We start from the raw sequence: 21,083 nt of genomic DNA on the forward strand, positions 1-21,083 counted from the left end.
AAACCTTTTTTATATAATTTATTTTAACATTTAAATTTACTTATCTGCTCATTAAAATGAGCAAATTATTAATATGTGCTTAAGAAAATGTCCATAACTTATTTAATATATAGTTAACTATTCCAGTAATAATAGTTGCCATCATCTGAGCTAATATTTCATTGAGATATAAATTGTTTACCAGACAAAATAAAATTGCAGTACTAAAAATAAGTGAAATTGAATTTACAATAATAAATTTCGTAAGTAAAGAACTTACTCTTCCATCGGCTTTAAATACCCATATCTTATTTAAGACAAATCCATTGGCAACTCCAAAAATATACGCCATGGTGTTTGAAATTATATAGTCAACCTTAACCCTAATGAGTAAATTATAAATAACCAATGTTATAATCGTATTTAAGGTTCCTGAAGCAGCATATTTTATAAATTGTTTTTTCCTACCTAATAAATTTAAAATCATCTTATACCCCTACCATATTCATTATTGTTTAATTTTCAAACAAAATAAGTATTGATTATAGATGATTTTAGTCTATTAATCTTAATAATCTCTTAAAAAATAATTATTATATATGGTATCTTATGGTACGTATTTTTACCAAAAACAAGCTTATACTATAATTAAAATTTCTAGGAGGTAACGTTATGAACAATTTAATGAAGAACATAGAATTTTCAAAGGTGCTTAATTTGAAAGATCTTATCTCTTACCAAGAAGGTCAAGTTATAAGCAAAACTATAGCACAAATACCTACTTCAAATATTACTTTATTTTCACTAGACAAAGGTGAAGGTATAAGCACACATGTAACTTCCGGTGACGCTATGGTTCAGATATTAGATGGCACGACTGAAATTACAATAGGCGATAACGTTTTTATTTTAAAATCAGGTGAAACTATAATAATGCCTTCTGATATTCCCCACGGATTAAAAGCTGTAGAAAAATTTAAAATGCTTTTAACTGTAGTAAAACATTAAATTACTTTAAAAGTTTTTAAAAAGTGTCTGGCTGCTGAGGACAAATACTGATTTTTCATCCATATTATAGCTGTCTGTGTTTCCACAGAAACTAATTTAATTTTCTTATAATTTAAATTTGAATTAGGAATAAGCCCAATAGCAGCCTCAGGTACAATAGCTGTTCCTATTCCGGTACTCGCCCACAATAATATTGACCTGACATCGTCTCCTCTGCAAATAATCTTAGGTTCAAATCCTTCCTTACGGCATGCCTTAACTATGACATCTTCAAATCTCCTGTCTATTACTAGAGATTTGTTTGCAAGTTCAGTCATCCCTATATAATTCTGTTTTTCATTCCAATTCAAATTGCTGCTAGCAGCTACCATTGACTCCTTTGGTAAACATATAGATTCAAAAATTTCTCCATTAAATGGTGTCCGTATAATTCCAATTTCTATTATCCCACTCTTTAGTAGTTCTAATACTCTATGAGTATTTCCATCCCATATTTGAAAATCAATATCTGGATATTTTTTATAAAACTTCTGAATTCTATCTGGCAAAAGGGCTGCTCCTGAAGATGGTACTGTACCAATTGATAATGTTCCTTGGAGACCTTCATTTATATCTTTTAATTCTTTTTCAGTAGTTTCCATTAATTTTAACATCTGCTCAGCACGGTATTGCAATCTCTTACCCACATCTGTTAACTGTATTTTATGAGTATTTCTCTCTATAAGCTTAACACCCAACTCCTCCTCAAGTAATTTCAATTGATAGCTAAGTGGAGGTTGAGCCATATATAGTTTTTCAGCAGCTTTCGTTATATTTTTCTCTTTTGCAATTGCAAGAAAATATTTAAGTTGTTTGATATCCATATAAATAATCACTTCCCAAATTACAGTTATATTTTATTAATATAATTGTAATACTTTTTATATATTTTTTATATGTAATCTTCTCTGTTATAATTGTACATGAAGATTTAACCATATTACTTTGTAAAAAATCTAAAACTAAACTACCATTTATTCATTCTAAGGAGGGTATCTATGACTAACAACTTAACCTTTTTATGTATAGCCTGTTTTTTTTCAGCTATTGTAGATTCTATATCCGGCGGCGGTGGAATAATAAGTTTGCCTGCCTTTTTACTAATAGGTATTCCTCCTCACCTAGCATTAGGGACAAATAAATTTACTTCTTGCTGCTCAACACTTTCTAGCTCAATTAAATTTGCTCGCTCTAAAAAAGTAGACTTTAAAATACTAAAGTATTTACTTCCCTTTAGTTTTATCGGAGCTACTTTAGGTGTAAATGTTGTACTTAGCATAAAATCAAGTTACCTTAATGTAATCGTGCTTATATTATTATTATTTGTAGGATTGTATAGCTTATTTTCTAAAAATATAGGGCTTGAAGATAAATTTCAGCATATCTCATCAAAGAATATATGTTTAGGCATTATTCTTGCTTTATCTTTAGGATTTTACGATGGTTTTCTAGGTGCCGGTGTAGGTACTTTCCTAATTTTCGGACTTGTAAGCATATACAAATTTGATTTTGTAAGAGCCAGCGGAAATTGTAAAGTAATGAATTTTGTAGGTAACATTGCTTCTGTACTTATATTTGCAATGCGAGGAGAAATTAACTATAAGATAGGTATTCCAATAGCGATATGTATGATAGTAGGTGCAAATATTGGGACAAGAATGGCTCTAATAAAGGGCTCTAGGCTTATAAAACCTATATTTGTTACCATGTCCCTATCTGTAGCGGTTAAACTGCTTTATAATATGGTAATATAGAAGGTGTTACTATGAATTTTCTTATTATAAGTAATGATAAAGAAACTTATTGTACATTAGCTAAAATTATTGAGAATAATGACTTAGGTAAAATTATTCAAAGCAATCATTTGTTGGACTACGAAAAAGCAGATATACTTATTATGGAACTAGCAAAACCTGCTAATCGCAGCCTTAGAAGATTGCACAAATTAACTAATTTATTTAGCGGGGAAATCATCATAGTTTCACAAATAAAGGATAAAGAAGTTATTGCCAAATCATATTCTCTTGGAATTGAATATTACATTGTTAAACCAATATATTCCTCTGAAGCAATAGAAATCCTTAAAAAAGTAATTAAACTTATGCAATTTAAAAAATGCATAAGAAATGTTAAAAATATATTGAAGATTTGAGATTTTGATTATATACAAAGTGAAAATTCTTCTCTGATATTATATATATTAAGTTAAAAATCCTATATAAATATTTTTTATATAATTATCTCCTTATCAGTTTGTAATAATTCTTCAGCATTAGAATTAAGTTCCTCTATAAATACGTTTAATTCTAATAAATTAATTTCATTTGCAAAAACCTTGATAAATTTGTTTTATTGCAACTTAACCAACTTAACAAAATAACTTAGTAAGCTGGATGGTTTTTCTCCTTCATAAAAATAGTAAGATAGAACATCGTCAAACCATATTATTACAATACTTAATACATACCAGTAAATACTGTTTTTTAAGCATATTTGTCCCATAAAGTTAAATTTCTCTTGTGAATAGTCCCACAAATTAAAATGCAAATATAGGTTAAAAAATACTCCTGTAAGTAGCTCCACTATACAAATTAAGGAACCTCCCATTATAACCTGCTGCCACATTTTCAAATTATAATATTCAGGTCTATCATTCAAACTTCCAATTAATGCAGCACATAATCCTCCTATAGGAAACATCCAAAGGGAAGTCCACCCACATAAACTCCATTTACAGATACCACTAAAACCTGTTAATGCACCGCAGCATGCTCTAGAAATTATCTCTACATTTAAATAAATGCTTCCAAATATAAAAAAATGGATTATCTTGTTCTTTTTATATTTCAAACAAAACACCTCTCATGTATAAGTCCATATACTAGTTTGTTCTATTTAATTTCTTCTTATTACTTTTTGTGACACAAAAAACATCCCTAGTCTACTGTAAATATTGCTACAATAGACAAGTGGATGTTTCTATATTTAAAACCTGTAATTTTTCTCTGTCAAATTAACACCTAACTTTACATTAAAAATCTTATAAGGTTGCACATTTAATTTTTTAAACGATTTTAAACCTCTGAACTATTCCATCTAAAGTCACTGCCAATGTATTTATTTTCTCTATAGATTCAACTACATTCTCAACAGCTGATTCTTGCTCCTCCATTATTGCTGCAACTTCTTCTGTTGATGATGATGATTTTTCTATTATTGTAGATATTTCTTCATTAGACCTAATCAAATGATCCTTGCTTTCATTAACCTCATTAATATTGCATTCTAAATCTTCAATTTGAAGCATAGTATTAGAATTTGATTTACCGATAAATTGAAATGATTTCATGCATAATACCATTGACTTATTCACTTCCTTACCGGTAATTTTAGCTTCATCCATATTATCCTTATTTAAAGCTATTTCTTCTTGTATTTCGTTCAATATCTTACCTATTTTACGAGTTTCATCAAGAGAACTGTCTGCAAGTTTCTTAATTTCATCTGCAACAACCGCAAACCCTTTACCACTTTCTCCAGCCCTAGATGACTCAATAGACGCATTTAAAGCTAAGAGATTTGTTTGCTCCGCAATAGAATTAATTGTAGACATAATTTCACCTATCAAATTTGATTTTTTGCATAACTTATCTATATTATCACCTAAATTTTTTGAGATCTTATCATTTTTGTTCAAATTCTCATTAAGTACTTCAATAGATTCACAACCTTGCCCCTGCATTTTTTTCATTTCCTTTGAATACTTTCCAAGATTAGAAATACTTAAAACGGATTTTTCTATATCACTAGCAAGTAAATTTAGTTTGGAAAAGCTATTTTGTATTTTATCTACTTGTTCTCTAGTTCCTTTGGCCAGTTCATTAATAGTTTTCGTAATAACAGCAATAGAAGACGTTGTCTGTGATGAAGACACAGCCATACAATCCAAATATTGTACAATTTCTGTGGAATGTTGCTTTATCGTTTGAACTGTTTCTAATAGTTCCTTCCTAAGTAACTCCAAACTACCTCCCATAATACCTATTTCATTTTTATTAGATATTATAATATTTAAATTAGAACAATCATTTTTTGTTAAATCTAACTTGGCCATTTTAGTAATAAAATCAGTTGCCACTTCTATTGGTTTAGATATTCTTTTTCCCATACATAATGCAGCAACTGTTGAAAATATTATTCCTATTATAATAGCTCCTAAAATTGTATATATTGTATTATTTAAACTCTTAAGTACTTCTTTACTAGGAACAATAATCCCCACAATTTGCCCATTATATGCGGTATAATATGCAAATAACATTTTTTGCCCTTCAAAGTTTATTTCAATAACTGATGACTTATTATTTTTTATTTTACTTATTACATTTTTATATTTTCCACCATTCATAGTACCTAAATTATATTTAGATGTTATGCTTTTATCAACTATAAAAGTATAGTCGCTGCTTAACAAAAATGCCCTGCCAGTATCATACACTCTTGTATTTAATATCAAGCTTTTTAAATCCTCAAAAGACATATCTGCTCCTACTACCCCTACTAGTACATTATTAAGATATATAGGTGCAGTATATGATATCACATTTATATTTCTTAAAGAATCAACATAGGGTTTAGACCAGAGTCCTTTTCTTAACTTAATAGGATCATAATACCAGGACATTTTACTATCGCCTTTTTTATAGTCTGCAAGTGTGTATAAATTAAATTTAACATTACCTTGATTTTTCACATCGTCATATTCATACCCTATATCATAAGTTTCATGTCCTCCTGTAAATTTCGGATCAAAATTTATATATAAATCTACGATATTTTTATTATTTTCACCTAGGCTTTTCATTAGTAACCCTATATTATTTTCATATTTATTCATATAATTTGTATCATTAATTTTTGAAACGTCAATACTCTGCAGAATTGCTTTTGACAATTCACTAACTGTATTCTCCATTTTGGCAGGTTGTATAGAATACTCATTTCCTTTACTGGATGCTATATTCAACAGTTTGTCAATTGCTTCCGATTTAATTACCTGCGTTGATTTTATAATGCTAACACCGCCTACTATAATAGCAACTAAAATAAAACAAACTACTATAGTAGAAACTATTTTTGTTATGATTTTATTCTTCAACTCAAGACCTTCCTCCTTAACGGACTAAGTTCATTTCATGTACTTTTTTAAATTAATACCCAGTGAAACTTTAAATCTAAATCATTTCACTGGGTCAATTCCAAAAGACTATATTCTATTTTACATTTTTTCTACATTTGTGATTGTAGTATCATAAACTCTTAATACATTTTAAACTGCTGGTTGTTGTTGTGTAATACAGTGAATATTTCCTCCACCATATACTACTTCTCGAGTATTAACTCCAACTACCTTACGTTCTGGGAACATAGCTTGAACCTGTTTCAATGCTAATGCATCATTTTCATCTTCATACTGAGGAACAATAACCCCACCATTTACAATTAAGAAATTCATATATGAAGCAATACAAATGTCTCCGTCTTCCCTTGGCATAGTTCCTTCAATGGCATCTATAGCAAAATCACCTGAAATTGTAACTGGTTTCTCTGGTAAACACAATTTGTGAACCTTTAATTTACGTCCCTTTGCATCTGTTGCTTCACATAAAGTCTTGTATGCTGCCTGTGCCTCTTCGTAGAATGGATTTTTCTTATCATCTGTGTAAATACAGGCTACTTCTCCAGGACGTATGAAACAAGCTACATCATCAATGTGTCCATTAGTTTCTTCTGGGTCAATGCCATCTTTAACCCAAATTACTTTTTCACAATTCAAATAATCGCAAAGCTTTTTCTCTATTTCTTCTTTACTCATATGAGGGTTACGACCTTCACTTAATAAACACATTTCAGTTGTTATTACTGTACCTTCTCCATCTATATGAATTGAACCTCCTTCTAATACAAAACCTGTAGTCCTGTATGTATCAATTCCTTCAATTTCACATACCTTACGTGCTACTAAATCATCCTGGTCCCAAGGGAAATAAAGTCCATCTACAAGGCCACCCCATGCATTGAATTCCCAGTCACATCCTCTAATTCCACCCTTATCATTAATTATAAAAGAAGGACCGCAATCACGAATCCAAGAATCATTACTTGCTATTTCAACTACTCTAATTTCTGATGGTAACTGCTCACGGCAATTTGCATATTGTTCTTTAGAAACACACATAGTAACTGGTTCAAACTTATTGATAGCTTTTGCTACTTCAGCGTATGCTTTCTGTGCAGGTTTTGCTCCATCTCTCCAGTTATCTGGTCTTTCTGGCCATAACATCCAAGTCCTTGTATGTTTTTCAAATTCTCCAGGCATTCTGTATCCATCCTGTTTTGGTGTTGTTCCTTCAATTCTTTTTGTCATAATTATAACCCTCCTAATTTTAGATCAATATTTTATGTTAATGTTAATTATTGATTTTGCTTTACTAGTTCTTCATTTTTAATTTTTTTCACTCTTATAAAAATTTCTTCAACTCCATAACCTATAATAGCTCCTACTGTAATTGGCAATTTCGCTCCAATATCATCTGCAGATAATGGCACAGCAGTCAAGATGATAGCTATTATAGCTATTGTCATTGGAGCATATGCTGCTAGTTTAATAACAAAATTACTTCCACCAACCTTAAACGGCCTCTCTTTATCAGGATCAATTTTACGAAGCTTTAAGAAAGCTGGAAACATTGGTACATAGCTTGACAAAAACATAACTAAATTTAAAGCAAAGAAGCTCCAAAATAAATCTTGATTAGGTATAAATGGTGCAATTACAACAACAACAGTTGCAACAATACCATTCATTATAGATACTCCTATAGGCATACCATTTTTTTTACTTTTTCCAATAAATACTTTTGGCATATTTCCATCTTCTGCCGCATATTGAACTACATTATTAACACCTAATGACCATGAAATCATATTTCCGAACAATGTAAGCATAAATATAAAAGCCATAACTCCAATAAACATCCCAGTTTTTTGACCTGTCAATATCTGGAGAGCATCAATCATTCCACTGCTTGTGCTAATTTGAGATGTAGGTATTGCAGCACTAATACCAAAACTTGAAAATATATAAATTGCAGCTATAACAATACCACCGATAATAATTGCCTGTGGAATTTGCTTTTTTGGGTTTTCCATGCTATCTGTAAAAGTACATACAACCTCAAATCCCAACATATTGAATATTATTACTGAAATAAGTGATATACTCTTCATATCCAAAGTTGGTAAAAAGGACCTTACAGTGAATGGATTAGCCACACCATGTGTCATAGCGCCATAAATTCCTAGACCTCCAAGTGTGAGTGCCAAAAGCATTTTTAGAACTGCTGCTCCATTAAGAATCCATACACTATCACTTACTGGATAAAAGCTAATAAATACAACAATCCAAATAAATGCAAGTTCTATTATAATTGTTGGCAATGTTGGTATTGCAGCACCTGTAATTATTTGTAAAATTTGAGGTATCATAACGGCCAAAGAAGCCATCCATAGTGGAAAATTGAGCCAGTAATACCAGGCTGTCCTAGATGCCATTCTATTTCCAAAAGCTCTCTTTACCCAATCATACATACCTCCTTGTCCCTCATAAGTCGTACCAAGTTCTACTGCTATTAATCCATAAGGTAATAAAAATGCCACTATAAGTAATATCCACCAAAAAAACTGCTGATTTCCAATTGCAGCTACAGGAGCAGCTGCTTCTGCTACAAATACTACACATATAACTGTTAAAATTACATCAAACATCCTAAACTTTTTTTTATCACTATCCATTTTAAATTTCTCCTTTCCTACTTTAATTTTTTAATTTTCTTTTCACTTCTTGTTCTTATAAATTGTTTACATGTTGTCTTATATAACCTTTATTCATTACACTACATTCCGGAAATAGCATAATTTAGATTATTTTTAGGGCCTAAATTTTATTTTCCATATTACTACATTTAAATGTTTACAATATTTTTATTAAGCAATCCTTGTGCCAATAAAAAAAAGCCTTGAATTGTGCCAATTCAAGGCTTTTTTTTATACTAATTTAAAAAATTATGTCAAAGTGACATAAAAATATATAAACATCATATTATATCTAGGTTTCTGGAATCAAAAATATATTTCATATTGAAATATATGATAAAACTATATACTTTAAATATAAAATGCAATATCATCTAATTGTATTTTACTGTACAAAAAATTAAAATTAGTATGTTATTATATTTTTCATGCTAATTTTAAATATAATAACATACTAATCTTTATCAGGAAATATTAATCATGTCGGGGGGCTCGAGGTGATATTTAGCAATTTTTCTATAAACTGATGACCTGCTTATTCCAAGAGCCTCTGCAACTCTAATCTTTCCAGCTTCATCCCATCCAAACCAATCTAGTGTTTTTATAAGCACCTCCTTCTCCATTTCCTCAATTGGCACAATACCCTCTGGCTTTATTTTTACTTTATCTTCTTCTTTAAATTCCTTTGGCAAACTTGCCTCAGTTATACAATTGCTATTTTCAAAATTCATTGCATATTCAATTACATTTCTAAGTTCCCTTACATTCCCTTCCCACTTATGAATTTTAAATAATTTTTTAACTTTAGGACTTAAACCAATTATATTTTTTCTAAACACCTTGCAATACTTTTCAATTAAATAATCACTTATGAGAAAAATATCATCTTTTCTTTCTATCAAGCTGGGAATTTTAAAACATATTACATTTAGTCTATAATATAGATCTTTTCTGAATTTACCTTCCTCCACCATCTTTTTAAGCTCTATATTTGTTGCCCCTATTATCCTAACATTTACACCAACTTCTTTATTTGAACCTATTCTGCATATTTTTCTATCTTCTATAGCTCTTAATATTTTATTTTGCATAAATTGGCTCATATTTTCTATTTCATCTAAAAAAATTGTTCCTCCATCAGCTTCTTCAAACTTTCCAACTTTTCCATTGGAGTTTGCACCTGTAAAGGCTCCCCTTTCATAACCAAAGAGCTCACTTTCAAGAAGTGAATCAGGTATAGCCCCACAGTTAACTACTATAAACTTCTTATTCCTCCTTGGTGAAATATCATGAATAGCTCTTGCAAACAGTTCTTTTCCCGTACCTGTCTCTCCTAATAAAAGAATGGTAGAATCGTATCTTCCAACTATTTTAATTTTTTCCTTGAGATTTAGCATAACATCACTTTCACCAATAATTCTAGAAAGATACTCTCTCTCTTTACTATTTCCTACACTTGGTTTCTTTTCAACAGTGCATAAAACATACTTTATTTTTCTTTCTTCTGTTAGATGTTTAATTGTATATGTAATATTATCTTCTAGATCAGTCAACTTTACTTCTTTATTTTTTCCGTCATCTTTACAAAAATCCTTTTCTATACCATCTATAAATTTTTCAATTTTGCTCATATCACTATCAGTATTAAAAATATTTCTGCATTTTTCATTGAAGTAAGCTGTATTTTTAATTAAATCAAAAAATATTACGCCTTTATCATACATATTCATGATATTGATATACTTATCAAGAATACTGTTACCAAAAGTATTTTTTTCATCATAATATTTCAAAATGACCATATACAACATCCCTTTTTTAACTTAATTTTTTCAATTTGTAAACTAATAATACTTTTTATAAGCAACATTTATACCAAATAAAAAAACCCTATAAATATATGATTTAAAGGGTTTTTCATTATATTAAATTATAAATTCATCTCAATTTGACATCTCAATTTGAAATATCGTTTACACTGTATTCAAGACCATACTTTACAACTTTTCTGTAAACTGATGACCTGCTTATTCCAAGAGCTTCTGCGGCTTTAATCTTTCCAGCTTCATCCCATCCAAACCAGTCTAGCGTCTTTCTAAGTGTTTCTTTTTCCATTTCTTCAATTGATATAATATCTTTTGGCTCTATTTTTACTTCATTTTCTCCTATAAACTCATTTGGCAAACTTGCCTCAGTTATGTAATTGCTGTTTTCAAAATTCATTGCATATTCAATTACATTTCTAAGTTCCCTTACATTACCATCCCACTTATGAGTTTTAAATAACTTTTTAACTTCATCGCTTAAATCAATTATATCTTTTTCAAACATCTTACAATACTTTTCAATTAAATAATTACTTATAAGAAAAATATCATCTTTCCTCTCTATCAAGCTGGGAACTTTAAAACATATTACATTTAGCCTATAATATAGGTCTTTTCTAAAGTTACCTTCCTCTACCATCTTTTTAAGCTCTATATTTGTTGCCCCTATTATTCTAACGTTTACATTAACTTCTTTATTTGAGCCTATTCTGCATATTTTTCTATCTTCAATAATTCTTAATATTTTATTTTGCATAAACTGGGTCATATTTTCTATTTCATCTAAAAAAATTGTTCCTCCATCAGCTTCTTCAAACTTTCCAACTTTTCCATTGGAGTTTGCACCTGTAAAGGCTCCCCTTTCATAACCAAAGAGTTCACTCTCAAGAAGTGAATCAGGTATAGCCCCACAGTTAACTACTATAAACTTCTTATTCCTCCTTGGTGAAATATCATGAATAGCTCTTGCAAACAGTTCTTTTCCCGTACCTGTCTCTCCTAATAAAAGAATGGTAGAATCGTATCTTCCAACTATTTTAATCTTTGCCTTGAGATTTAACATGACATCGCTTTCACCAATGATTTCAGAAATATAAGCACTTTTTCCGATGTTTCTTTTATTGGATTTCCTTTCAATAGTACATAAAACATACTTTACTTTTTTTCCTTCTATTAAATGTTTAATTGTATATGTAATATCAGCTTCTAGACCTATCAAACTTACTTCTTTATTTTCTCTATCACCTTCACAAAAATCTTTTTCTATACCATTTATAAACTTTTCAATTTCACTCATATCACTATCAGTATTAAAAATATTCTTGCATTTTTCATTGAAGTAAGCTGTATTTTTAATTAAATCAAAAAATATTACGCCTTTATCATACATATTCATGATATTGATATATTTATCAAGAATACTGTTATTAAACGCATTGTTTTCATCATAATACTTCAAAATAAACATATACAATCACTCTTTTCTTATAATTAGCTTTATAATATCATAAATTTCTACAAACTTCTACAAATATTAAAATTGAATTTTTAATTATATCTTACTTAATCATTTGGTATAATTTATGCTTCACTATTTAATTTGAAGGAGTGATTTAAATGGAAATAATTGATTCACATTTACATTTTTCAAATATTAATAGTTTTAAAGAAGCAGCTTTAAATTTATCAAAAGTAAACTACTCCAGTACAGGATTAAAGGAGGAATTTGAAAAAAACCACATAATCATGGGCATAGGTATGGGATTAACAGAAAAACAAATTGGAGGATTTCCTGATTCAAATTCTCATAATCCTATGGATTTAGATCTTGAGGAAAAAGTACCTGATAATCTAGTTTACTGTTTAGGAATTAATCCACAAAAATTGAATGATGAAGAACTATCAAGAATTGAAGAAAGAATTAAAAATAGTAAAGTAGTAGGATTAAAAATTTATCCGGGGTATTACCCTTATTATGTTTGGAATAAAATATACGACCCTATATATAAATTAGCTTCATCTTATAAAATACCCGTTGTCATCCATGGTGGTGATCCCTATTCAAGCAAAGCCCTTGTAAAATATTCTCATCCCATACACATAGATGAGCTTGCAGTAAAACATAGAAACATAAACTTCGTTATTGCTCACTTTGGAAACCCCTGGATAATGAGTGCTGCTGAAGTGATATATAAAAATTCCAATGTTTACACTGATCTTTCAGGACTTCTAGTAGGCAATAAAAATGATATTGATGGATTTAAAAACGATAAATATTTTATCCAGCATATTCAAAGAGGAATTACATTTATTAAAGTTATTCCAAATTGGTATGAAAAATTTCTATTTGGAACAGACTGGCCGTTAGTACCTATAAAAAGTTATATTGAACTTATAAAGTCCCTTTTTGATGAAAAATTTTATGAGTATATTTTTTATAAAAACGCTTTAAAAGTATTTCCTAAATTGAATACCTTTTTTAAGTAAATGTTATGAGTATTTAACTCATAACATTTACTTATTCTATTCTTAATGGGACTATATTCTTATTGAAAATAACTACATTTAACATTATTATAAGAGTATCACAATATTAAATACACTAGAGGATCCGGAGGGATAGAATGAAAAAATCAAAGTTAAAATCTGATAAAGTAATAACATTTTATGAATACATAATGAAAAGATTCTTATTAATAACAATTTTATGTGTAGCATTGACATCAGTAATTTATTATGTATATTGTACAAACATAATGATAAATGATACAAAAGATGCCCTAAAAAAGGTTGCAGTAGCATCTCAATATATTATAAATGGAGACGAACACGAAAAAATAACTACTGATACCTCAAAGCAATATAAAGACATGTGTAATATTCTTACAGAATTTAGACGTAAAAGTAATGTGTCTGATGTATATACTATGATAAAATCAGATGACTCCCATACAAAGTTCATACTTGCTTCCTATGATGCACAATCAACCTTTATGAAAGACTATATGTTTAATGATAAAATGAAGTCGGCATACTACAATGGGAAAGTTACAGTTTTAGATACTCCTATTACTGACCTTGAGGGCACATTTTATTCAGCATATGCTCCTCTTTATAATTCCAAAGGAAAAGTAGTAGCTTTAATTGGAGTAGATATATCAGCACAACAAATAATAAATTTAAAACATAAAATATTTATAACATTTATTTTATTGTTTTTACTAACCTGTTTAATTGGAATACTTATTAGTTATTTCTCTGTTAAACCTATAAATAAGGTTATAAAATCATTAAATTGGCTTGTATTAAAAGTTTCAGAGGGTGATTTCTCCTTAGACTTTGATGAATCTATTATTAAAATCAAGGAAATAAAAGATTTTACTCATACTATTAACACTATGAATAAGAATATAAGCTTTCTAATAAAAATAATTTCTCAAAATTCCAAAGAGATTGAATTAAAAGCTGATAAATTGAACTCTTTAGTAGATAAAGTAAATTTATCTGCGCAAGTAATTACATCAATAGTTGAAGAAATGGTTTATACCTATGAAAATATAAGAAACTTTACTATAGAAACTATAAGAAAAAATAAAACTAATTATACAACAAACATTGAAAAAACTTATACTGGTTTTAAAAATTTAGTTGACAATTTTAATGAAGAAATTAAAAAAGTTACTGACAACTTTAATAAGTTGAAACTTGTATGCTTAAATAATACCAAAAACCCTGACACCAAACTTATTAAAAGGTATATGGATAATCTTGATAGCGAATTAGAAGAGATAAATAGTATGTTTAATCTGTCATTAGATGTTTTGCATGAACTAAATGCCAATGATATAAGAAATAATAAATTGTCAGAAAACGAACTATTTAATTATAACAATAAAATAATTGAAAAGTTTGACAAAGTCAATAGTGCTAATGTTTATATATCTGATGGCATAAACGATCAGGCAAAAGCAATTGAAGGAATTCTCGAAGAGATAGTAAATTTAAAAGAGATTTCAAATAATTTAAATAAGAACCTTAAAAAAATTAACTACTATAAGAAAAGCTAATAATTATATTTAGATAATATTAAAAAGTACCATATAAATTTCCAACCTGGAATTTTATATGGTACTTTTAATCTAACAAATATTTCAATAGGTTTTATTATAAAGTAATTACTGTACCACTAAGGCCTTTCATAGCAAGTGGTGCCTTTTCTAAAGAAGCGATTACTGATTTTCTTCCAGCTTTGCTAGTCGCAAACTGAACTGCAGCCTCTACTTTAGGGAGCATACTTCCTGGAGCAAAATGACCTTTACTAGCTAAATTTTTTGCCTCTTCTACGGATATTTCTTTTAGTTCCTTCTGATTTGGCTTTCCATAATTGATAGCAACACGATCAACTGCTGTTAAAATAAACAGATAATCTGCATCTACAAGTTCTGCCAATTTCGCAGAACCAAAATCTTTATCAACAACTGCTGGAATTCCTTCATAATCACCATTTTCATTTAAGACAACAGGAATGCCGCCGCCGCCACAAGCAATTACTATAAATTCATGGTCAAGCAAATTTAATATAGAATCTTTTTCTATAATATCAACTGGCTTAGGGGATGCAACCATTTGCCTGTAACCCCTTCCCGCATCTTCTTTCATTACTAATTTAGGGTCTTCTTCCATCATCTTTAATGCTTCTTCTTTTGAATAAAATCCCCCAATTGGTTTTGTCGGACATTTAAAAGCATTATCATTCTTATCTACTAACATTTGTGTTACTACAGTTGCCACATGCCATGGCATTCCCTGCTTCTTTAGTTCTTTTTTTAATCCCTTTTGCAAATGGTATCCTATATATCCCTGACTCATAGCCGTACACTCTGGTAACTCAAATTTTGCAACTTTATCATTGTTAGCTGAAGCAATATCAAGTGCCAGACTAATCATTCCTACTTGAGGACCGTTGCCATGACTTATAATTATTTCATGCCCCTGTTTGATTAACCCAATTAAAGATGGAGCTGCATTATCTATCATTTTTTGTTGTTCTATTGGAGTTTTTCCTAAAGCGTTTCCCCCAAGGGCAATTACAATTCTTGACATATTCTTTCTCCTTTATTTGTACAAATTTCTATAGATAATTGTTCCTATTAGCCAATAGAATTTAGAACTACTTCCAATTCAGCTCTAGACTTCATTTGTGCAACTTTATCTTCTTTTTTTGCATTTTGGTTTAAGAAATATACAAGTAATCCTCTCATAGCTGTCAATCTGTTTTCGCCTTCATCAAACACGATAGAATAATCAGCATCTATTACTTCATCTACTACCTCTTCTCCTCTTGTTGCAGGTAGGCAATGCATAAATTTTACATTAGGGCTTGCTTTTGCCATCATCTCTTTAGTTACTTGATATTTAGGATAGAATATTGCCATTCTGTCTTCTTTAGAAAGTTCAGCATCATATAAACCATACCAAACATCAGTATAAACAAAATCTGCATCCTTTAATGCTTCATCTTCATTATCTGTAATCAATAATGATCCACCAGATACTTTACAGTTCTCTTCTCCAATCTTAGTAAGTTCTTTCTTTAACTGATAACCTTTTGGTCCATATTGAACGAAATGCATTCCTAATTTAGTTGTAATAAACATTAAAGAAGCACATACCTGAGTAGCATCTCCTACAAATACAACTTTACAATCTTGCAACTTCTTTCCTTCTGGTAAATGTTCTACCATAGTACAAATGTCTCCCATTTCCTGAGTTGGATGATTGTAATCAGACATACCATTAATTACTGGTACTGTAGCATTCTTTGCAAGATCAACTACGCTTTTATGTCTGTCTACACGTGCCATAAGAATATCTACTAATCTAGATAAAACACGGCTTGTATCCTCGATAGTTTCATGTCCTCCCAATTGAATCTGACCTGGAGCTAAATACTGGGCATGTCCACCAAGTTGTTCCATTGCTGTTTCAAAAGATACCCTTGTTCTAGTTGAACTCTGTTGAAAAATCATTCCTAATGTTTTATGTTTAAGTAACTGTGGATAATATCCATTTTTGATACATCTTTTCAACTTTAAGGATAAGTTAATAATATCCATTAATTCTTCCTTTGTAAAATCATTTGTATCTATAAAATCTTTTACTGCCATTTTTTCTTCCTCCTAAAAATTAATGTTTTGTTATGAATTTTTTATTACTACTTGTAAAAGTTTTCTCACATAACTATTTAGCAATATCCATGCCAAAAATTAATTATAAGGAAATGGCTATTTTACTGAAATACCATACTTGAAATATTAAATAACTTATTTCAATTTGGGATATGTCACAAAAGTTTACTGTGTTTAAATCAGTTCATATATTTCAAAATGACATATACTTTTTATATATTAAAATGACTAGTCAATACTCCATAAATTTAGGGGATGAACATAGATTTATTTTTATACAAATCTATGCTCATCCCCATCCAAATAAATTTTTGTAATTATACCTTCTTAAAAACTACAGTTTCAGCAATATTATTTATATTTCTCCTAAGTTTTATAAGACCTATATTATCTCTAGAAGGATGAATTCTATTTGTAAGTAATATAAACGCAAACTGGTTTTCAAAATCTATAAGCACTGAAGTGCCAGTAAATCCTGTATGGAATATACTTTTTCTTGATGATAAGTCCCCCATACTATTTATATATCCTAGATTATTTTTAACCTGCCACCCTAAACCTCGTTTTTCATTAAGCCCATCAGTATTATATTCCATTATCATCTTTATTGAATTTTCGCTAAGAATCCTCTTATCATTGAGTATGCCTTTATTTAACATCATCCTGCAAAACTTTCCTAAGTCCTTTACAGTAGAAAATAGTCCTGCATGACCGCTTACTCCTTCAAGAATATGCGCCTTCCCATCGTGAACTGTTCCTCTAATATATCCTCTTGAATTCTTATATTCAGTAGCTGCACATCTATTTTTTAAATTATCCTTTGGATTGTAACAAGTGTCCTTCATATTAAGTGGTTTAGATATATTTTCGCTAAAATATACGTCAATAGGACCTGCCACCCTTTCTATGATAAGTCCTAATAAAATATATCCTATATCGGAATACAGAACTTTTTGACCTGTTTTATACTCCAATTCCATAGAAAATACACTTTTTATAATATCCTGTTTATTTTTACATAGTATCTTATAATCATCTATATCAGCAGGTAACCCAGATGTATGTGTTAATAAGTTATATATTGTAACATCCTTATGCTTAAAATTCGGTAAAATATCACATACATTTGTACACAAAGTAATTTGTCCATCTTCTATTAATTTTAAAATAATAGTAGTGGTAGAAATAACTTTGCTTAAAGAGGCCAAATCATAAATAGTATTTATATCTACCAACTCTTTTGTTGGAAGTAATTGCAAATAACCTTCTGCACCAAATTGACTTTCCTCCCTAGTTACTATTCCAAAGCATGCTCCTGGAAATACTCCATTATTTACGCACTTTTTAATATATTGTTTTAAATATTTAAATCTATTTTTATCAATCATACAGCTACAGATCCTTTATCAAATTCATAAAATTACTTTCAGGTTCATCTGGAACCATTCTTGCTGTAATTTTTAATCCCATAGAACTCAATTTTTTAAAAGCCTCAACATCTTCCTTTGATACATTTACTGATTTTTTAACATTTGTACTTTCATCTTTAGGAGCCATATTTCCTACATTAATCATAGGGAGTTCTATTCCTTTTTCCAGAAGTCTAACACAATCTTTAGGGTTTTTGAAAATTACAAATACCTTGTCATTATCATACTTTCCTTCTTTAATTCTTACAGCAGCTTTTTCTACTGTAAGCACAGACAGATGTACACTAGGTGGAGTTGCAAGTTTCAAAACATATTTTTGTGTTTCACTGTTGCAAGCTTCATCGTTAACTACCATTATTCTGCTGCATCCTAGTGTATTAGTCCAAACAGTAGCAACCTGACCATGAATTAATCTTTCATCTATTCTCACATGAATAATTGACATTAATATTACCCTCTTTCTTTCATATATCTTAATAAACAGAGTTCTTGGCATCAGATGGAGTTTTTAAACTCCATCTGATGCTTAGAAATCGTTATCCAGGGACGTAGCTGCTCTTTACTCCAACTTGGAGAAGTGGGAGTATTAGAGCAAGTAGTCATCGGATAAATAACATAAGCAGTATTTTACTACTAATACTGCCTATAGAAAAACATTATCCTAGTATCTTAAGGTTATACAAAACAATTCCCAGTGCGATTAAAAATAATATAAGCTTTGTAGAAGTCATTTTCTTTTTTCCAAGAAGCCAATATGATAAAAGGACTATGGCAAGTGGAATAAGACCTGGCATTATTTTATCCAGCATATCCTGTGCCACAAGTTTTACACTTCCTGACTTGAACACATATGGAACCTTTACATTTATAACAGAAGGTGCTAACGCGCCAATTACTATCAAACCTAGTATGGATGCCCCTTCAGTTAATTCCTTGAGTCTTCCACCAACACCTGTTATTATTTTCTTACCTTGATTATAACCTATATGAGTAAATTTGTACCTAACCCACCACATCGCAAAGGCAGGAATAAATGGTATTACTACTCCAAAAACACTACCTTGCATAGCCATATATGCTGCTATACTAAATACTATTGTTCTATATATAGCAACAAATACTGTATCACCAATTCCAGCAAGCGGTCCCATTAAAGCTGTTTTAAATGAACTTATTGCATCCTCATCCTTTAATCCGTACTGCTCTTCCATTGCTATATCTGCACCTAATATAAGATGTGACATGGCTGGAGTTGTATTAAAATATTGTAGGTGTATCTTTAGTGCCTTTTTCATATCATCTTTATTTTTGTATAACTTTTTCAATACAGGAATAATAGCAAAGCAATAACCAAGCCCCTGCATTTTTTCATAATTGAATCCAATCTGTAATCCAAATAATGCTCTCCAAAAAACTTTAGTTATATCTTTCTTTTCTATTTTTTTAGTTCCGCTATCCTGAATCTCTTTATCACTTTCATTTTGATTTACAACTTTAAGTTCATCAGTCATCTATGTCACCTCCATCAGATAAAACTGGTTTAATTTCCTTTTTAAGCATGAGATAAATTGCTGCAATTGCAAATCCTACTAGAGCAACACCCATCATTGGAATCTTTCCATAAGCTACTAAAACAAATCCCAATATATAAAATGGATAATATTTTTTAAGTGATAAGTATCTCATTAAGATTGCAATACCCATTGCTGGAAGAATGGCACCTGATACTTTAAGTCCACCCATAAGCCAATTTGGAATGTATAAATTTATTGCTTTAACCACTGCATTACCAAAGAAAAGTCCTAAAAATACAGGTAATCCTCTGCTTATGGCCCATGTTGCTATACATAGAAGATTCATCCTTGATACTCCATCTACATTTCCATCCTCAGCATATTTATCTGCTTTATGCTGAAAAAATATGTTAGACAACCTAGCAAGTATATCCATCTGAGTAAGTAATAATCCTATAGGAACTGCTACTCCAATAGCAAAAGCAACCTTTTGATGTGATATAATTGCAAATGCCGTTCCAATAATTGCAGCAGACATAAAATCTGGTACTGATGATCCACCATAAGTTGCAACACCTAAAACCATTAATTGTAATGTAGCTCCTACAACAAGTCCCATTTTAATATCTCCTAAAATAAATCCTGTAAAAAATCCAGCAAACAACGGGGCTGAAGCTGATGTGGAAATTCCTAGTCCATCAATGATTGAGTAAGATGCATATATAGTTAGTATTAAAATCTGCCATAAAGCTAATCCATGCATTAAAATCACTCCTTATTTTTATTATTCATCTAAATTATTTTTAATGTCATCCTTAATATCCTTAATTCCGTCTCTTCCCACCTCAATAAGATGCTCTTTCAATTTTTCATAGTCATCATACTTGCATATAGCAAATTCTACCACCATAATTAAATTTAACCCACTAAGTAAAGTAACATCATCCCTTTTAATCAACTTTTCTACAGCTACATTACAAGGTGTACCACCTAATAAATCTGCTATAACAACAATATGATTGAATCTTGATGATATTTTTTTCATTAGTTCATCTAATTTTGTACTCGTCCCCAGCATACCATCATTAGCTTCCATATTTAAAGCATATGCATTCTTTATCTTGCCAACAATCATCTCTGCACTTTTTAAAGTTTCACGTGCCATATTGCCATGACTTGTAAGTATTAATACTGTGTCCTTCATAAAATCCTCCTTTCATATTA

General features: G+C 30.0%; 20 protein-coding genes. 5 read left to right on the forward strand and 15 right to left on the reverse strand.

Annotated features, from left to right (window positions below; translation table 11 throughout):
- Positions 1-79: 79 nt before the first annotated feature.
- Positions 80-466: a GtrA family protein gene (locus WY13_RS18575; RefSeq protein ID WP_063557060.1), complete on the reverse strand. Its 387-nt coding sequence runs from the start codon at positions 464-466 to the stop codon at positions 80-82.
- 185 nt (positions 467-651) lie between these two features.
- On the opposite strand from WY13_RS18575, the gene WY13_RS18580 reads away from it, so the two are divergent.
- Complete coding sequence (locus tag WY13_RS18580) at positions 652-987, forward strand: cupin domain-containing protein (protein WP_063557061.1); 336 nt, start codon at positions 652-654, stop codon at positions 985-987.
- On the opposite strand, the gene WY13_RS18585 is transcribed toward WY13_RS18580, so the two are convergent.
- Positions 984-1,850 carry a LysR family transcriptional regulator gene (locus tag WY13_RS18585; protein ID WP_063557062.1) on the reverse strand — a complete coding sequence of 289 codons (867 nt, stop codon included), beginning with the start codon at positions 1,848-1,850 and terminating at the stop codon, positions 984-986. The genes WY13_RS18580 and WY13_RS18585 overlap by 4 nt on opposite strands.
- A gap of 174 nt (positions 1,851-2,024) precedes the next feature.
- Between WY13_RS18585 and WY13_RS18590 the strand changes: the two genes are divergently transcribed.
- Both WY13_RS18590 and WY13_RS18595 read left to right on the forward strand, forming a co-directional pair.
- Positions 2,025-2,780: a sulfite exporter TauE/SafE family protein gene (locus WY13_RS18590; protein WP_063557063.1), complete on the forward strand. Its 756-nt coding sequence runs from the start codon at positions 2,025-2,027 to the stop codon at positions 2,778-2,780.
- Positions 2,781-2,791: 11 nt separating this feature from the next.
- Positions 2,792-3,178 carry a response regulator gene (locus WY13_RS18595; protein ID WP_063557064.1) on the forward strand — a complete coding sequence of 129 codons (387 nt, stop codon included), beginning with the start codon at positions 2,792-2,794 and terminating at the stop codon, positions 3,176-3,178.
- 197 nt (positions 3,179-3,375) lie between these two features.
- On the opposite strand, the gene WY13_RS18600 is transcribed toward WY13_RS18595, so the two are convergent.
- The 6 genes from WY13_RS18600 to WY13_RS18625 all read right to left on the reverse strand — a co-directional run bounded on the left by WY13_RS18600 (position 3,376) and on the right by WY13_RS18625 (position 12,195).
- Positions 3,376-3,876 (reverse strand): putative ABC transporter permease, encoded by a 501-nt coding sequence (locus WY13_RS18600; RefSeq protein ID WP_063557065.1) that lies wholly within the window; start codon positions 3,874-3,876, stop codon positions 3,376-3,378.
- Positions 3,877-4,090: 214 nt separating this feature from the next.
- A complete protein-coding gene (locus tag WY13_RS18605) occupies positions 4,091-6,184 on the reverse strand; it encodes a methyl-accepting chemotaxis protein (RefSeq protein ID WP_063557066.1) in 2,094 nt (697 codons plus the stop codon).
- A 171-nt stretch (positions 6,185-6,355) separates the two neighbouring features.
- Positions 6,356-7,453: an agmatine deiminase gene (gene aguA / locus WY13_RS18610; protein WP_063557067.1), complete on the reverse strand. Its 1,098-nt coding sequence runs from the start codon at positions 7,451-7,453 to the stop codon at positions 6,356-6,358.
- 47 nt (positions 7,454-7,500) lie between these two features.
- The gene (locus WY13_RS18615; protein ID WP_063557068.1) at positions 7,501-8,880 is read right to left on the reverse strand and encodes an APC family permease; all 1,380 of its coding nucleotides are present in this window, start codon (positions 8,878-8,880) and stop codon (positions 7,501-7,503) included.
- Positions 8,881-9,365: 485 nt separating this feature from the next.
- Positions 9,366-10,703, reverse strand: a complete 1,338-nt coding sequence (locus WY13_RS18620; RefSeq protein WP_063557069.1) for a sigma-54 interaction domain-containing protein — start codon at positions 10,701-10,703, stop codon at positions 9,366-9,368.
- 154 nt (positions 10,704-10,857) lie between these two features.
- Positions 10,858-12,195, reverse strand: a complete 1,338-nt coding sequence (locus tag WY13_RS18625) for a sigma-54 interaction domain-containing protein (protein WP_063557070.1) — start codon at positions 12,193-12,195, stop codon at positions 10,858-10,860.
- A 149-nt stretch (positions 12,196-12,344) separates the two neighbouring features.
- Between WY13_RS18625 and WY13_RS18630 the strand changes: the two genes are divergently transcribed.
- A complete protein-coding gene (locus WY13_RS18630) occupies positions 12,345-13,214 on the forward strand; it encodes an amidohydrolase family protein (RefSeq protein WP_063557071.1) in 870 nt (289 codons plus the stop codon).
- A 137-nt stretch (positions 13,215-13,351) separates the two neighbouring features.
- On the forward strand, positions 13,352-14,794 hold the full coding sequence (locus WY13_RS18635) for a methyl-accepting chemotaxis protein (RefSeq protein ID WP_063557072.1): 1,443 nt from the start codon (positions 13,352-13,354) through the stop codon (positions 14,792-14,794).
- 97 nt (positions 14,795-14,891) lie between these two features.
- Here the strand turns inward: WY13_RS18635 and arcC are convergent, their stop codons facing one another.
- The 7 genes from arcC to WY13_RS18670 form a co-directional block, all read right to left on the reverse strand.
- The gene (arcC, locus tag WY13_RS18640) at positions 14,892-15,830 is read right to left on the reverse strand and encodes a carbamate kinase (protein WP_063557073.1); all 939 of its coding nucleotides are present in this window, start codon (positions 15,828-15,830) and stop codon (positions 14,892-14,894) included.
- Between the two features lie 47 nt (positions 15,831-15,877).
- Entirely contained in the window at positions 15,878-16,894 is a 1,017-nt protein-coding gene (ptcA, locus tag WY13_RS18645) for a putrescine carbamoyltransferase (protein ID WP_063557074.1), read from the reverse strand.
- 338 nt (positions 16,895-17,232) lie between these two features.
- Entirely contained in the window at positions 17,233-18,303 is a 1,071-nt protein-coding gene (locus tag WY13_RS18650) for a serine hydrolase domain-containing protein (protein ID WP_063557075.1), read from the reverse strand.
- 4 nt (positions 18,304-18,307) lie between these two features.
- Positions 18,308-18,790 (reverse strand): PTS system mannose/fructose/N-acetylgalactosamine-transporter subunit IIB, encoded by a 483-nt coding sequence (locus WY13_RS18655; protein WP_063557076.1) that lies wholly within the window; start codon positions 18,788-18,790, stop codon positions 18,308-18,310.
- Between the two features lie 211 nt (positions 18,791-19,001).
- On the reverse strand, positions 19,002-19,856 hold the full coding sequence (locus WY13_RS18660) for a PTS system mannose/fructose/sorbose family transporter subunit IID (protein WP_082848570.1): 855 nt from the start codon (positions 19,854-19,856) through the stop codon (positions 19,002-19,004).
- Positions 19,849-20,622, reverse strand: coding sequence for a PTS mannose/fructose/sorbose/N-acetylgalactosamine transporter subunit IIC (locus tag WY13_RS18665; protein ID WP_063557077.1), 774 nt, complete (start codon positions 20,620-20,622; stop codon positions 19,849-19,851). The genes WY13_RS18660 and WY13_RS18665 overlap by 8 nt, the downstream gene beginning before the upstream one ends.
- Positions 20,623-20,643: 21 nt before the next feature.
- Positions 20,644-21,063 (reverse strand): PTS sugar transporter subunit IIA, encoded by a 420-nt coding sequence (locus tag WY13_RS18670; protein ID WP_063557078.1) that lies wholly within the window; start codon positions 21,061-21,063, stop codon positions 20,644-20,646.
- Between the last annotated feature and the right edge of the window lie 20 nt (positions 21,064-21,083).

This window comes from Clostridium ljungdahlii, from assembly GCF_001636845.1.
Taxonomy (GTDB): Bacteria; Bacillota; Clostridia; order Clostridiales; family Clostridiaceae; genus Clostridium_B; species Clostridium_B ljungdahlii_A.